The 13,529-nt window shown below is 71.2% G+C and carries 10 protein-coding genes; 5 read left to right on the top strand and 5 right to left on the bottom strand.

The annotated features are described in order from the left end of the window. Positions 1–2 precede the first annotated feature (2 nt). Positions 3–953, bottom strand: a complete 951-nt coding sequence (locus G6O69_RS23030) for an NAD(+)/NADH kinase (RefSeq protein ID WP_172305666.1) — start codon at positions 951–953, stop codon at positions 3–5. 45 nt (positions 954–998) lie between these two features. Continuing rightward, positions 999–1,994 carry a response regulator gene (locus G6O69_RS23025; RefSeq protein ID WP_172305665.1) on the bottom strand — a complete coding sequence of 332 codons (996 nt, stop codon included), beginning with the start codon at positions 1,992–1,994 and terminating at the stop codon, positions 999–1,001. 314 nt (positions 1,995–2,308) lie between these two features. Here G6O69_RS23025 and rplM point away from each other — a divergent pair, with 314 nt between their 5' ends. Further along, positions 2,309–2,737: a 50S ribosomal protein L13 gene (rplM, locus tag G6O69_RS23020; protein ID WP_172305664.1), complete on the top strand. Its 429-nt coding sequence runs from the start codon at positions 2,309–2,311 to the stop codon at positions 2,735–2,737. Between the two features lie 10 nt (positions 2,738–2,747). Beyond that, positions 2,748–3,131: a 30S ribosomal protein S9 gene (rpsI, locus tag G6O69_RS23015; protein WP_172305663.1), complete on the top strand. Its 384-nt coding sequence runs from the start codon at positions 2,748–2,750 to the stop codon at positions 3,129–3,131. Between the two features lie 326 nt (positions 3,132–3,457). Here the strand turns inward: rpsI and G6O69_RS23010 are convergent, their stop codons facing one another. Both G6O69_RS23010 and G6O69_RS23005 read right to left on the bottom strand, forming a co-directional pair. Then, complete coding sequence (locus tag G6O69_RS23010; protein WP_172305662.1) at positions 3,458–4,645, bottom strand: cytochrome c peroxidase; 1,188 nt, start codon at positions 4,643–4,645, stop codon at positions 3,458–3,460. A 59-nt stretch (positions 4,646–4,704) separates the two neighbouring features. Continuing rightward, entirely contained in the window at positions 4,705–6,612 is a 1,908-nt protein-coding gene (locus G6O69_RS23005; protein ID WP_172305661.1) for a PDZ domain-containing protein, read from the bottom strand. Positions 6,613–6,681: 69 nt separating this feature from the next. Here G6O69_RS23005 and G6O69_RS23000 point away from each other — a divergent pair, with 69 nt between their 5' ends. Together G6O69_RS23000 and G6O69_RS22995 are read left to right on the top strand one after the other, a co-directional pair. After that, complete coding sequence (locus tag G6O69_RS23000; RefSeq protein WP_172305660.1) at positions 6,682–9,150, top strand: serine/threonine-protein kinase; 2,469 nt, start codon at positions 6,682–6,684, stop codon at positions 9,148–9,150. A gap of 75 nt (positions 9,151–9,225) precedes the next feature. Next, entirely contained in the window at positions 9,226–11,538 is a 2,313-nt protein-coding gene (locus tag G6O69_RS22995; protein WP_172305659.1) for a hypothetical protein, read from the top strand. A gap of 181 nt (positions 11,539–11,719) precedes the next feature. On the opposite strand, the gene G6O69_RS22990 is transcribed toward G6O69_RS22995, so the two are convergent. Next, a complete protein-coding gene (locus tag G6O69_RS22990; RefSeq protein WP_172305658.1) occupies positions 11,720–12,892 on the bottom strand; it encodes a hypothetical protein in 1,173 nt (390 codons plus the stop codon). Between the two features lie 115 nt (positions 12,893–13,007). Between G6O69_RS22990 and G6O69_RS22985 the strand changes: the two genes are divergently transcribed. Continuing rightward, the gene (locus G6O69_RS22985; protein WP_172305657.1) at positions 13,008–13,220 is read left to right on the top strand and encodes a hypothetical protein; all 213 of its coding nucleotides are present in this window, start codon (positions 13,008–13,010) and stop codon (positions 13,218–13,220) included. Positions 13,221–13,529: the final 309 nt, after the last annotated feature.

Here is a 13,529-nt window from a genome sequence, read left to right as displayed (position 1 = left end):
CCCTACTTTTTGGTGGAGTTCGCGTTGTCCTGGCCGAGCCCGGCCCCGGACCACCCGAGCTTGGCGCTGAGCACCTGGAACACGCTGGCCTGCGCGGGGACGAGGCGAAGAGGCTGCTCGCAGGTCCGCAGCTCGATGCGATCGCCCCGCTCGAGCTCGATCTTCCACTGCCCGTCGACGGTCAGGTAAGCGTCTGCCTCGCCGCCCGTGGGCCCGACCCAGGTGACGTCGACGCCGTCGTGGGCCGAGACCACCACCGGGCGCAGCGTCAGGCTGTGCGGGCAGATCGGCGTGATCGTGAAGGTCTCGGTGCCGGGGGCGACGATCGGGCCGCCGGCCGCGAGGTTGTAGGCCGTCGAGCCCAGCGGCGTGGTGACGATCAGCCCGTCGGCCTTGTAGGTGGCGAGGTCGTGGCCGCCGACCCGCGTCGCGAGGCGCAGCAGCCGGGGGATCTGCCCGTGCTTGATGTAGACGTCGTTGACCGCCGTCTCCTGACCAAAGCGCTCGCCTCGGCGCAGGACCTCGACCTGCATGCGCTGGCGCGGCTCCCAGCTCAGCCGGCCGGCGAGCGCGTCGGCCAGGGCCTCGACGATCTGCTCGCGGCCGTAGGCCGACAAGAAGCCGAGGTCGCCGAGGTTGATCCCGAGCACCGGGACGTCGAGGTCGGCGACCCAGCGGCTCGCCCGGAGCAAGGTCCCGTCGCCGCCGAGGGCCACGGCGAGATCGAAGTCCGCGGGCAGGGCCTCGAGATCGACGGGCACGACCTCGTCGGGGAGCTCGAGCCAGGGGTTGTCGCGCTGCTCGTGGACGTGGGTCGGCACCGCGACCCCGACCCCGCGCTCGACCAGCCACGCCGCCGCCTCACTCGTGGACGGGAACGCGGCGGGGCCATCCTCGCGCGGATAGAGCAGGATTCGCCGCGCCGGCGCGATGGAGTGCAGGGGGAGCAGCACGAGACGACCTTGATGCGCGAGCCGAGCGCCCGGGGGCTCCCGAGCTCAGCTCGCCTCGGGGGCGTAGAGGTAGCCCTGATGCTGGAACAGGCAGATCTTGCCGCCGCCCTCGCTGCGCGCCCGCTCGAGCGCCGCGCCGACGAGGTCGATCAGATCCTGGACCGAGTGCGTGTCCTTGTTGGGGAAGAAGGACACGCCCACGCTCACCGTGCAGCGCAAGTTGGGCTCGGCGTCGAGGACCAGCTTGCTGGTGTCCAAGGAGATCCGCTCGGCGACCGCGAGCGCCCCCGGGAAGTGGGTGTTGGGCAGCAGCAAGATGTAGCCGCGCTCGTCGAGGCGGAACACCAAGTCGATCTTGCGCACGCTGATCTCGATGACGTCGCGCAGCGATCGCACCAGCCCGGCCACGGCCTCGGAGGAGTGGCGCTTGAGCAGGGTCTCGAAGTTGTCGAGCTCGACGCGCAGGCAAGCCAGGGGATCGCTGTAGCGCTCGGCGCGATCGAACTCTTCTTCGGCCCGACGGGTGAAGGCCTCGTTGAGCACCCGCGAGCCCTTGGACTCTCCGTCGCCGCGCGAGCGAGCGCTGGCCGCCGGGGCCACGGGGACCTCTTCGGGCGGCTCCTCGTCGCCGCCCTCGGCCGCCGCCCGCTCGGCGATGACCTTGCGCGTGCGCAGCAGCGCCTCGACCCGGGCGCGCAGCTCTTCGGCGTCGTAGGGCTTGCCCAGGTAGTCGTCGGCGCCGCTTCGCAGCCCCTCGACCCGGGCGTTCACCGAGTTGCGGGTGCTGACCATGATCACCGGCAGGTAGTTGCCCTGCGCCTTGGCCTTGAGGATCCGACAGGTCTCCAGCCCGGTGAGACGGGGCATCACGACGTCGAGGAGGACGAGGTCGGGACGCTCGCGCGCGAACACTTCGAGCGCCTGCTGGCCGTCGACAGCTTCGGCCACGGCATATCCGGCCTCCTCGAGCGCCGAGCGCGCAGCCGCACGTTCGACCGAGGAATCGTCTGCGACGAGTATCTTCGCGCGTGGCGTACTCATTGACTCCCGCGATTATGGACCTTCGAGGGCCTCCCGCACAGCCTTACATTTCATCCCGATCGCCAAAGCCATCCAGTGTCGTCGCGGTCACGCTCCGATCTCCCCACCTGGAGCCGTGCACTTCGCGTGGATCCACACATGGACCGCCGAATTCGAGTCCGCGACCAGCGCAAGGCCCCGAGAACGCCGCTGGAAGTCTCCAGACTTCCCATGGTAAACGTTCCCGCCTCGGTCAGCTCTCGTCCGTGACCCCGCAAATGGGGTCACGAGACTGCTTGACACCCTAAAACCCCTCCTCTAAATCTCTCCGTCCCATGGGTACCCCCTACCCCAATCCGGCCGACATCGAGCGCGCGTGGCTGATCATCGATCTCGAGGGTCAGACCGTCGGTCGCGCCGCGTCGAAGATCGCTAGCTTGCTCCGCGGCAAGCACAAGCCTACCTTCACGCCGCACCTCGACGCCGGCGACTTCGTGGTCTGCATCAACGCCGACAAGGTCCGCTTCACCGGCAACAAGCTGGATCAGCAGACCTACAACAAGTTCACTGGCTTCCTCGGCCACATGAAGACCCGCACCGCGCGGGAGATGCTGGCCAAGAAGCCCGAGGTGATCATCAGCAGCGCCGTCAAGCGCATGCTCCCCAAGGGTCCCCTCGGCCGCAAGACCTTCAAGAAGCTGAAGGTCTACGCCGGCGCCGAACACCCCCACGGCGCGCAGAACCCCCAGCCCTACCAGCTCTGAGCGAACCGTCATGAAGTACTACGCGACCGGCCGGCGCAAGACCGCCATCGCCCGCGTCTGGCTGATGCCCGGCGAAGGCAAGATCACCATCAACCGCCGCGACGCCGAGGACTACCTCACGCGCGCGACCAACATGAAGTTTGTCGAGCAGCCCCTGCACGCGACGGGTACCCGCGAGCAGTACGACATCTGGGCCACCGCCAAGGGCGGCGGGCTCTCCGGTCAGGCTGGCGCCGTCCGCCTCGGCATCGCTCGCGCCCTGCTTCGGGTCAACGGCGAGTTCCGTGGTGAGCTCAAGGCCGAGGGTCACCTGACCCGCGACCCCCGCAAGAAAGAGCGCAAGAAGTACGGCCGCCGTGGCGCTCGCGCGCGCTTCCAGTTCAGCAAGCGCTAGTCGCCCCGCCGCTTCGGCAAAAAAAGCCCTCGCCACCGCGAGGGCTTTTTCGTTTTCGAAGCGTCGCTCGCTGCCGCGCCCCACCCGCTCGCGCTCGGACGATCCTGGCACCCGAGCCAGGGCTGCTCCAGACGCGCCTCGGCGAGCCCAGCTCTCCGCCCGAGCTGCTGCGCTGGCGCTCGGCGGGCGCGCTCGGGCTCGGGCTCTCTCCAGCGACGCACTCGGATGCGCGCAGCGCCTGCGCGCACGAAAAAGAGCGAGGCCCCTCGGCCTCGCTCTCCTCGCTTCGACCCGCGCCTGCTCGCGTGCAGGCGCCTGGGCCTCGCTCAGGCCCCCTCGGGGATCCCTTCCACCTTCTGGTCGCCGATCACCTCGAGCTCCCCTGGGCAGTCCAGCGCCTCGAGGAAGGCGACGAGATCCGCGATCTCCTCGTCGCTGAGCTTGGTGTCGCGCAGGTTCGGGTCGAGGGTCGGAGCCTTGGCGTTGCCGCCCGCGGCCATGTAGCGCACGGCCTCCTCGAGGGTCGCGGTCCGGCCGTCGTGGAAGTAGGGCGCGGTCTGGGCGACGTTGCGCAGCGTGGGCGTGCGGAACTTGTAGTTCTCGGCCTCGCTCCCGGCCGGCTTGCCGTGGCCGACGTCGGCGCCCTCGATCAGCTTGCCGGCGTCGTCGTAGGCCAGACCGACGTCGTGGAAGATCCCGTCGCTGAAGCTCTCACCGTTGTGGCAGACGCTACAGGCGGCCTTGCCGCGGAAGAGATCCCAGCCGCGCTTGGCCGACTCGCTGAGCTCGCCCTCGTCGTAGGGGGTGCCGCCGCACAGCAAGGTGCGCTCGTAGGCCGAGAGCGCCTTGGCCACGTGGTCGGGCTCGACCTCGGCGCCCTCCTCGAGGCCGAAGACCTCGGTGAACTGCTCGGCGTACTCGGGCAGCGCGCCGATCTCCTTGGCCTTGGCGGCGAGGGCATCGGCGCCCACGCCCATGTTGCCGCCCTTGATCGCGCCGAGGGCCTGGGCCTCGAGATCCGCCGCGCGCCCGTCCCAGTACAGCCCCTTTTGGTGGTAGCCGACGTTCCAGATCGTCGGCGTGTTGCGAGTCAGGGGCTTGTCGCCGGCGCCCAGGGCCAGCTTGCGGCCGTCGGCGTTGCCGAGCTCGTTTTGGTGGCAGGAGTAGCAGCTGCGCGAGCCGTCGCCGGACAGGCGCTTGTCCATGAAGAGCTGGTGGCCCAGGGCGACCTTCTCGGCGCTCATCGGGTTGTCCTCGGGGATCGGCGGGGGTTCGCTGAGGCCCTTGGGGAGCTCCCAGGCCCACTCGCCCGGCTTGCCGGCTTCTGCACCTGCGTCCTCGCCCTTGTCGGCCTCGCCGCCCTTGTCCGCCTTGTCGCCCTCGTCCGCCTTGTCGCCCTCGGCCTTCTTGTCTGCCCCGACCTTGCCCTGATCCCCGCCCTTGCATGCGGGGGCCATGGTCAAGATGGAGGCGATCGAGAGCACGAACAGCGATGTCGAGCGAGCGCGAGTCATGGTGGCTCGACCATACCCGCTCCCCCCGCCAGCGGCCAGCCACCGACCCATCGGCGCGCCTAGTCCAAGCCCAACCAGGCACGGCGCAGTCGCAGCTGCTCGGCGCTCACCACGTCGAGATCGACGATCTCGAAGCGCGGCTCACCACCCTTCACCGGTACGATCTCGAGCTCGAGGGTCCGACCGCCGCGCTCGACGCTGAAGCGCGCCGGCTCGCCGATCTCCAGCCCGTCGAGCACCCGCCAGTAGCTCGAGCTGTCCACCGCGTGGCCGTTGATCGCCGTGATCACGTCGCCCCTCCCCAGCCCGCCGCGGTCGCCCGCGCCCTCGCGCTCGACGCTGGTCACCACCATGGTCTCGCCCCGGCGCCCGACCTTCGCGTCGATCCACGGCCCGGGGCTCGCCACGCTGCGCTCGAGCCGATAGCCGGCGTGGGCGAGGTAGCGATCGTAGTCGACCTCGACGGTGCCGCGGACGTAGTCGCGGAAGATCGCCCGGATCGCGTCTTCGCCACGGCCGCCGCCGAGCTCGTCGACGACGGCCTGCTCGAGCTCCTCGGGGCTCAGACCCAGGCCGGTGTCGCGCCAGCGCTGCCACAGCGTACGAAAGAGGGTGTCGGTGCTCGCCTGACCGCCGCTTTGGGCGCGCAGCTCGAGGTCCAGGATCAGCCCCAGGGCCGCGCCCTTGTCGTAATAGGAGAAGTAGGCGTTGTCGTAGTCGTCGGGCTTGGCCCAGGTCTCCCAGGAGCTCTGCTCGACGGAGAGCTGCGTGTGGCCGGGGCGGCTCTCGACGCCGGCGATCCGCTTGGCGAGGTCGACCCGCGCCTGAGCCTCGTCGATCAGCCCGGCGCGGCGGTTGATCAGGATCGTGTAGTAGCTGGTGAAGCCCTCGGAGAACCACAGCATCGTGGTGTGGACCTCGCGGTCGTAGTCGAAGGGGCCGAGCACCGCGGGGCGGATGCGCTTGACGTTCCACAGGTGGAAGAACTCGTGGGCCGTCACCGCCCAAAAGCGCTCCAGGCCGCCGCCGCTGAACTTCCATGGGTCGTGGCCGATGACCGTGGAGTTGCGGTGCTCGAGGCCGCCGTGGCCGTCCGGGCGCAGGTGATAGATGAAGGTGTAGTCGCGAAAGGGGATCGCCGTGTCCGGCGGGCCGAACACCGCCACCGCCGCCTCGCAGATCTTCTGGATCTGCTCGCGCAGCGCGTCGGCGTCGTAGCTGCCCTCGCCGGCCATGACCACGCGGACCGGCCGACCGTAGAGATCGAAGCGCAACACGTCGACCTCGCCGGCGTGGACCGGGGCGTCGATCAGCGCGTCGAAGTCCTCGGCCCAAAACCGGCGCCCGCGCTCGCTGCCGCGGGCCTCGGGGTGGGCCGCCAGCCCGGTGATCACCTGGGCGGCCTTGCCCCCGGGCGGCGACTCGACGCGCAGATCGATGGGCACGTCCTCGTGGCCGCGGAGGCTCATGAACAGGTAGGCCGCGTTGAAGAAGCCCGCCGCGTCGTCGAGGTGGCAGCTGTCGATCTCCACGGACTCGCCGCAGTAGACCTGGTAGGACAGCTCGAAGTCCTCACCGCCATGCTCGACCTCCCAGTCGTTCTCATCGAGCTTGGAGACCGGCAAGACCCGCTCGGCGATCGCCCGGCCCCGCCCATCCAGGGGGTGAGCGATCACCCCACGTACGTTGCGGTGGGCGTCGGTCAGCGCGTAGGCCCCGGGGTTCCACTTGGGCAGTGAGAGCACCGCCCGCTCCCCCGGCAGATCGGTGAAGCGCAAGGAGAGCGCGAACTCGTGGCGATGGGGCGCCGCCATGTCCACGCGGTAGTCGAAGCTCGGGCGCTCGCGGGCCACCTCGGCAGCAGGCGCCGCATTCGCGTCCGCCCGCGCGAGGGCCAGGGTGCACGCCGCGATCGAGATCGAGGACAACAAAGAGATCGGAGAGACCGGGGAGCTCGCGCCCTGCATGGCCGCAGGATAGCCCCTGCGCCCTCGTGCCTACATCGAGCAGCAAACGCGGGGTATACCTTGAGACGAATGGTCTCCGGCGGAAGGGATTCCAACGACGGTCAGAGCTCCGGCCTGCGCCCGGGCGAGCGCTTTGCCGGTCGTTACCAGATCGAGGCCCTCGTCGGTCGCGGGGGCATGGGCTCCGTCTACCGGGCCCACGATCTCGAGGTGGGTGAGCGCGTCGCCCTCAAGACCCTCGACATCGCCGACAACCCCGACGCCCTCGAGCGCTTTCGCAGGGAGGTCCGCCTGGCCAGGCGGGTCACCCATCGCAACGCCGCGCGGACCTACGACCTCGGCGAGCACCGCGGGCTGCGCTACCTGACCATGGAGTTCGTCGAGGGCGCGAGCTTGCGCCAGTGGCTGCGCCAGCGCCCGAGCCTGGGCGCGCGCCTCGAGATCGCCGAGCAGCTGTGCCAGGGGCTGGCGGCGGCCCACGCCGCCGAGGTCGTCCACCGCGACCTCAAGCCCAGCAACATCCTGGTCGAGGCCCGCGGCCGCGCGGTGATCACCGACTTCGGCATCGCCCGGACCAACACCGAGCGGACCATCGGCCAGACCGGCAACCTGCTCGGGACCCCGGCCTATATGGCCCCCGAGCAGGTCGAGGGCAGGCAGAGCACCGCGCGCAGCGACCTCTACGCCTTTGGGCTGATCCTCTACGAGATGCTCACGGGCGCCCTGCCCTTCACGGCCGACAACCCCTTCGCCCTGGCCATGGCCCGCCTGACCCGCGACGTCGATCTCGAGCACCCGGCGATCCTCGCCCCGCTCGCACCCGTGCTCGCGGTCTGCCTCGCCCGTGACCCCGACGCGCGCGCGTCCTCGGCCGACGAGGTCGCGCGGGCTCTGGCCAGCGCCCGACAAGCCCTCGCGGAGTTGGGCGCGCTCGCGAGCGTGCTCGAGCGCGGCGACGAGGGCGACAGCGAACTCGGCGAAGGCGAGCCCGACGAGGGCGACAGCGAATTCGGCGACACCCAGGCGACCCGCGCCGCCCTCGGCTCGACATCGCTGAGCGTCCACCAAAGCGGGCCGCAGACGGAGCTCGCGACCGCCTTTGGCACCCCCGCCCCGGCCACGACCACGGCCCAGCGCGCGCCCAAGGCCCTCGCCGTGCTCCCCTTCCGCTACCGCGGCCCCAGCGAGCACGACTACTTCGCCGACGCGATGCTCGAGGAGCTCACGGACCTGCTGTCCATGACCCGCGGCCTCGAGGTCCGCGGCTCGGGCACGACCGGGCGCTACGCCGATCCAGCCGGGGCCCGGGATCCCCAGACCATCGGCGAGGAGATCGGCGTCGACGTGATCGTCGACGGCACGATCCAAGTCGGCGGCCCGCGCCTGCGCATCGCCGCCCGCCTGCTCGACGTGAGCAGCGGCTTTCAGCTGTGGAGCGAGCGCTTCGACGGCCAGCTCACCGACGTCTTCGAGCTCCAAGACCGCATGTGCAAGCGCATCGCCGAGGCCCTGCGCGTGGAGCTGGAGGTCATCTCTCACCAGGGCCTGCGCGATCCCGAGGCCCTCGAGCACTACATGCGCGCGCGCCAGGCGAAGCTGCGCTGGCGCATGCATGGACCCGACGGGGCCGTGGCCAGCTACCGCGCCGTGCTCGAGCGCGTGCCCGACTTCGCCCCGGCGATCGCGGGCCTGGCCTTCAGCCTGATCCGCGCCGGCTTCCTGCCCAGCCACGAGCCGATCGACTGGGAGCGAGAGACCGCCGAGGCGATCGAGCGCGCCCTGAAGGAGGCCCCCCACCTGGCCGAGACCCAGGTCGCCGCCGCGTCGTGGAGCATCCAAAACGCGGACTTCCGCGACGCAGCCCTCAAGCTCCGCGAGGCCCTGCGCATCGCCCCGACCTGCGCCATCGCCCACGAGTACCTCGGCCGCCTGCAGATCGAGGGCCCCAAGCCCGAGCGCGGCCGCGCCCACCTCGAGCTCGCCTACGAGCTCGACCCGGCCCTCGACTGGTGCCTGGGCGACCTCGCCCGCTACAGGGCCCTGCGCGGCGACCTCGACGGCTACGACGCCCTGATGGCGCGGCTGTTCACGACCACCGAGCGCCAGCTCGCCCCGGGCATGCTCCACGAGATGCGCGTCGGGGCCTGGTACCGCGACCGCGGCCGCATCGAGCGGGCCCTCGACGCCCTCGATCCAAACTCCGACGACCGCATGACCCAGATGATCCGCGGCTACGCCCCGCCGCTGCTGCGCCCCTACGACCCCCAGGCCCTGGCCGCCGAGCACGAGCTGCTCCAGCAGGCCTCGGCCAACAGCCGCCTGCGCAGCTACCTGGCCCAGCTCGCCGCCGAGCAGACCGCCTTTCACCGCGACGCCGAGGCCACCTTGGGGCACCTGCGCCGGGCGGCCGACATGGTCCTGAGCGACATCGACTGGCTCGACCACTGCCCGCTCCTCGATCCCCTGCGAGACGATCCTCGCTTCCGGGCGATCCGCGCCACCGTCTACGGGCGCTGCAAGCTGATCTGGGCGAGCTGAGCTGAACGAGTACGCGCGCCGGCGCGCTGGCGGTCTATGGCAAAGCGGCTTGGGCGAAGGTAGATTCGGCGCCCCGTGGCCGACGAGTCGACGATCCGCGCCGAGAGCCCGCGCCGACCGCCGGTCGACCGGGCGCAGCGCCTGGTCCTCCTCGGCCTGCTCGCCCTGGCCGCGCTCGTGCTCTTCCCCGGCCTCGGCGCGACGGGGCTGTGGAGCGAGGGCGAGCTCCCGATCCTCGACCGCAGCCTGGCCGCGCTCGGCGAGCCGCGCTCGGACCTCGTGCGCAGCCCCTGGCTCCCCGACGCCCTGCGCACCTGGGCCTTCTCGCTGTGGTCGACGGACGCGGGCCTGCGCCTGCCGGGCGCCCTCGCGGGCGTCGGCCTCGTCGCGCTGACCGGGCTCTGCGCCCGGGCCATGGGCTGGTCGGCGCGCTGGGTGGCCGTATCCGGCTGCGCCGCCCTGGCGCTCCCGCTGCTGCTGGTCGGCGCGCGCACGGTGCTCGGCGCGGCCACCGGCGAGCTGTGGATGAGCGCGGGCGTGCTCGCTGCGCTCGCGGCCGTCGACCGCTCGCCGGCCGCGGCCACCCGCAAGCCAGGCGTGCGCCTGGGCCTGGGCCTGCTCGCCCTCGCCTGCCTGCTCGCGTCCACGGCCTCCTTGGGCATCGTCCTCGGCGGCGCCCTGCCGCTGCTGCTGATCGCCCTCGCCGATCTACCTCGCGCCGGCTCGTCCCAGGCCTTCGAGCTCCCCCGCGCCGCGGTCATCGCCGCCTGGACCGGGGCCGCGGTCTGCGGCTTCGCGGGCCTGTGGCTGATCACCAAGCAGGGCGAGGGCTACATCCCGCTGCTCGGCGCGGCCAAGGATCTCGGCTTGGCCGAGGACCCGACCCGGCGCCCCTTCTCGGCCACCCTCGAAGAGTACGGCTACCAGGTCTTCCCGCTCACGGGGCTGATCGCGGCCGGCCTGCTCAGCCCCGGCCGCGGGCGCTGGGCCGCGCTGTGGCTGGGCGCGGCGCTGATCCTCACCAGCGCGTGGTCGCAGGTCTATGGCCCCACGCCGGCGCCCGTGGTCGTCCCCTCGGCGCTGCTGGCCACGGCCGCCGTCGAGCGCATCCTCGACCCCGACGAGCCCATCGCCGCCCGGCGCCTGCTCCTGGCCTGCGCCCTGCTCGGCGCGCTGATCCTCGGCAAGGACGCCGGGCGCACCCCCGAGCAGGTCGCCTCGCCCCTGCTCGTCCTCAACCCGCTCGAGTTCCCCGGGGCCTGGCTCGAGCTCGACGTCCGCCTGCCCAGCCTGGCCAAGCGCTTCGCCGCGCTGCTGCTCCTCGCCCACCTCGTCGCGCCCCCGAGCCAGGACCAGCTGCGCTGGCGCGAGAGCCGGGACACGCCGTGGTGGCTGCGGCGCTGGCAGGGGATCGAGGCCGCCCTCGACCGCCTGCTCACCAGCCCGCGCAACGCCTCGGGCCTCGACCGAGCGCGCCGCGGCCTGCCCCTGGCCATGGTCGTGGTCGCGCTCCTCGCCCACGCCAACGCCTATGGCCGCGTGCTGCTCCGCGAGCTCGGCGAGCAGCTCTCGCTCGCCGCCCCGCTCCAGCGCTGGCTCGAGGGCATCCACGACGGCTCGATCCCGCACCCCGAGCTCGGCCTCTACCGCATCGACGACCCCGGCCTGACCCGCTACGGCCCCGGGCCCAAGCGCGAGGTCTTCCTCTCGACCCACACCGACCTCGACAGGTGGCACTTCGACGACCGGCCGCGGACCACCTTGATCCGCCGCCGCGACCTGCCGGCGACCTTCAGCAAGTCGCGCAAGCAGGACGAGCCCTTCCATGTGCTCGACGACAGCAGCCACCGCTACGCGCTGATCGCCAACTTCCTGCCCCCCGGGCGCGAGGACCAAAACCCCTTCCTCGACATCGCGCTGACCCCCGAGCAGGCCCCGAGCCTGGCCAACGAGACCCTCGTCGCCTGGGAGCCCTACGTCGAGCTGATCGCCTGGGAGATCGACGGCCCGGTCCACCGCGGGAGCCACTTCACCTTGCACATGCTCTTTCGCGTCGAGCGCCCGCTGCCCGCCGGGGCCCAGCTCTACGCGCGCCTGCAAAAGGGCAAGGTCAGCCGCGTGGGCGCCGTGCCCCACGAGCTCACCGACGGCGTCCTCCCGCCCAAGTTCTGGCGCGCCGGCGACATCATCCACAACCGCCTCGAGCTCGAGGTCCCCTGGCTCGAGATCATGCCCGGCGAGCACGACCTGATCGTCGGCCTGCGCCGCACCGAGAAGGCCAACATCCAGATCTCCACGCCCGCGGAGGACGTCGGCGAGCACGGCGTCGAGCTCAAGGGCAGCAAGCACGAATTCGCGATCATCGGCCAGGTCGAGGTCGCCTGGTGAGTCGCTCTAGAGCGGCGATCGGTTTGAAGGCGCGCCGTCAGGTGCGTCTGGGCGGCTCCGTGGCGAGGAGCGAGGCCGAAGCTGTGGTGGACCCACTGCGAGCGCCGAGCGACAACGACCACGGGGCCTCCCAGATGTGCCTGGCGGTGCGAATTCAAACCGGTCGCCGCTCTAGAGCGGCTCAAAACGTTGGGCAGGGATCGGGGTCGCAGGCGGGGCCGTCGATGCCGCCGCAAGCGTCGATCAGCGACGGCCCGCTCTGATCGGCGAGCCCGAGCACCTCTGACCAATTCAGCAGCTCGTTGTTGGCGATCTCCAGCGTGCTCAGGTCGCTCAGCCCGGCCAGGCCGTCGAGGCTGGTGAGGCTCGCCGCCCACCAGATGCGCAGCGTATCGATGGTGGTCACGGCCTGCGCCCCATCGAGGCTGACGAGCGCGGAGACCTGCCCGCTACAGTGATCGAAGCCGATCTCGAGCTCGCCGATGCGCGCGACGTTGTCGATGCCCGCGAGGTCGACGAGGTTCATGTTGTCGATCAGCCGCAGCGAGTCGAGCTCCGCGAAGCTCTCGAGGCCGCCGAGGTCCTCGAGCGTGGCGTTGCGGGCGATCTCGACGCCCACCAGCTGCTCGGCGCAGCAGGCCGAGAGCCCGGCGAGGCCGCCGAGCGCGTCGTTGTCGGCGACCACGAGCTCGAGCGGGCCGCCGGCGGCGATCAGCTTGGGCAGGCCGACCAGGCTCGGCAAGACGTCGTTGCCGGAGACCTCGACCCGGCTGGGGCTGAGCCCGTCGGGGAGCCCAGCGAGCTCGACGAGCGCGTCGTTGTTGGAGATCGTGATCTCGTCGATCCAGACCAGCCCGCCGAGGCCGTGGAGGTCGGTGAGCTGGTGGTTGCGGCGTATGTGCAGCCAGCTGACGTGCTCGAGCTGCTCGAGGCCGCTCAGCGAGCTCAGCTCGAGGTTGCCGACGATGGTCAGCGAGCCGCCCACGTGGCGCAGGTTGGAGAGCAGCTCGAGGTCGCTCAGCGTCGTCGTTGGGCCGACGGTGAGGTCGCCGAGCACCTCCTGCACGCAGGCGACGCTCGCGCGATCGCTGGTCTCGATCACCTCGAGGTGATCGACCACGGCCTTGCAGTCCAGCGAGCCTCCGGACTCGCCGCTGCCCTCGTCCTCCGTCGACTCGGCCTCGCTGCCCCCCGACTCGGCCTCGTCGGCGGTCTCCCCGAAGCCCACGCCCTCGTCGTAGGTCGGCGCGGTCCGGCCCTCACACCCGATCCCAAAGAGCGCCAGCGCGCTCGAGTAAGCTACGCGCAGGCACCAGCTATCCGGCGAGCCGAGCACGGTGAGCAAGGCTAGCATGAAGCGATGCGGAGGCCGCAGAAGACAATATGTCGGATGCAGACCGACACGTAGACGCGCCCGAATGCCGTCTACGGCCGCATCTGGCACCCAACCCCACCCACTTCACGCGCTCGTGACCCGGGCCCTCGCCCTCGCCCGCCGGGCCCGGCGGCGCCACCACTGGCGAGCACCCTCGACCAGCATCGACCCGCTGCGCACGCTCGACGACCCGAGCCCGAGGCCCGCGTCCCAAAGCCCGAGTCGAGACCACGACGAAGACCAGCGCCGCGCCGACCCAGCGCCCGCGGAGCTCGACGCCGGACCTCGCCTGCGCACGCGCGCCTGATCGGCGGCGCCGCCTGATCGGCGGCGCCGCCCCCTCGCCGATCACGCAGTACACCACCGAGCCGCGCTCCCGCCTCGCGCAGCCTGTGCCCCACGGTGACGCGGCCTCACTCTATGTGTCGACGAGGCGTCAGTCACCCCCCTCCCGCGCCCTTGGAGACACTCGCGCGAAGGACACGCTCTGCTCGGGATCGCCAGCCCAAGCACCCCTACGAGCCAAGCACGAGCCAAGCACGAGCCAAGCACACGCGCCCTTCGGCCAGCTCTCGGAGCGCTCGACGCCACGCCCATAGGCGACAATGTCGATTAC

The sequence above is a fragment of the Pseudenhygromyxa sp. WMMC2535 genome (assembly GCF_011083025.2).
Note: the sequence above shows the minus strand (reverse complement) of the source record. Positions and strands in the feature narration are given on the sequence as shown.

Bases quoted from the DNA above. Each gene is read 5' to 3' on its own strand.
- rpsI (WP_172305663.1), top strand. From the start codon at position 2,748: ATGAAGTACTACGCGACCGGCCGGCGCAAGACCGCCATCGCCCGCGTC.
- G6O69_RS22990 (WP_172305658.1), bottom strand. From the start codon at position 12,892: ATGCTAGCCTTGCTCACCGTGCTCGGCTCGCCGGATAGCTGGTGCCTG.
- rplM (WP_172305664.1), top strand. From the start codon at position 2,309: ATGGGTACCCCCTACCCCAATCCGGCCGACATCGAGCGCGCGTGGCTG.
- G6O69_RS23000 (WP_172305660.1), top strand. From the start codon at position 6,682: ATGGTCTCCGGCGGAAGGGATTCCAACGACGGTCAGAGCTCCGGCCTG.
- G6O69_RS23010 (WP_172305662.1), bottom strand. From the start codon at position 4,645: ATGACTCGCGCTCGCTCGACATCGCTGTTCGTGCTCTCGATCGCCTCC.
- G6O69_RS23005 (WP_172305661.1), bottom strand. From the start codon at position 6,612: ATGCAGGGCGCGAGCTCCCCGGTCTCTCCGATCTCTTTGTTGTCCTCG.
- G6O69_RS23025 (WP_172305665.1), bottom strand. From the start codon at position 1,994: ATGAGTACGCCACGCGCGAAGATACTCGTCGCAGACGATTCCTCGGTC.